The following is a 1,209-nucleotide window of genomic DNA, read 5'->3' on the forward strand; positions in this document are numbered from 1 at the left end:
GGCGGGGTTGTGGGGCGTCTCACACGGAGTTACAAAAGACGCGCGTAGGTGAACAGCTTGGGAAAGCTGACCATAGAGCGTGATAGTCGCGTAACCTAAACGCGCGTCTCTCCGAGACCAACCCCGAGTAGCGCGGGACACGTGAAATCCCGTGTGAATCTGGCAGGACCATCTGCTAAGGCTAAATACTACCTAGCGACCGATAGTGAACCAGTACCGTGAGGGAAAGGTGAAAAGCACCCCGGGAGGGGAGTGAAATAGTACCTGAAACCGTGTGCTTACAAATAGTCGGAGCCCGTTAAAAGGGTGACGGCGTGCCTTTTGTAGAATGAACCGGCGAGTTACGGTAGCGTGCGAGGTTAAGTTGAAGAGACGGAGCCGCAGCGAAAGCGAGTCTGAATAGGGCGATAGTACGCTGCCGTAGACCCGAAACCGTGTGATCTAGCCATGTCCAGGGTGAAGGTAGGGTAACACCTACTGGAGGCCCGAACCCACGCACGTTGAAAAGTGCGGGGATGAGGTGTGGCTAGCGGTGAAATTCCAATCGAACTCGGAGATAGCTGGTTCTCCCCGAAATAGCTTTAGGGCTAGCCTCGGAATTTAGAGTCTTGGAGGTAGAGCACTGATTGGGCTAGGGGCCCTCATCGGGTTACCGAACTCAGTCAAACTCCGAATGCCAATGACTTATGTCCGGGAGTCAGACGGTGAGTGCTAAGATCCATCGTCAAAAGGGAAACAGCCCAGACCATCAGCTAAGGTCCCCAAGTATACGTTAAGTGGGAAACGATGTGGAGTTGCCCAGACAACCAGGATGTTGGCTTAGAAGCAGCCACCATTTAAAGAGTGCGTAATAGCTCACTGGTCGAGTGACTCTGCGCGGAAAATGTAACGGGGCTAAACGTATCACCGAAGCTATGGCAGTCCTTACGGACTGGGTAGGGGAGCGTTCCAAGCAGCAGTGAAGCCGTACTGGAAAGAGCGGTGGAGCGCTTGGAAGTGAGAATGCCGGTGTAAGTAGCGAAAAGACAAGTGAGAATCTTGTCCACCGAAAGCCTAAGGTTTCCTGGGGAAGGCTCGTCCTCCCAGGGTTAGTCGGGACCTAAGCTGAGGCCGAAAGGCGTAGGCGATGGACAACAGGTTGATATTCCTGTACCACCTCTGTTCCGCTTGAGCAATGGCGTGACGCAGGAGGATAGGGTGAGCGGCCTA

General features: G+C 54.0%; 1 rRNA gene. It reads left to right on the top strand.

The annotated features are described in order from the left end of the window. Positions 1 to 1,209: ribosomal RNA gene (locus tag M3630_RS30425) — 23S ribosomal RNA — on the top strand; the annotation flags it as partial.

Source organism: Brevibacillus sp. MER 51 (genome assembly GCF_023714195.1).
Taxonomy (GTDB): domain Bacteria; phylum Bacillota; class Bacilli; order Brevibacillales; family Brevibacillaceae; genus Brevibacillus.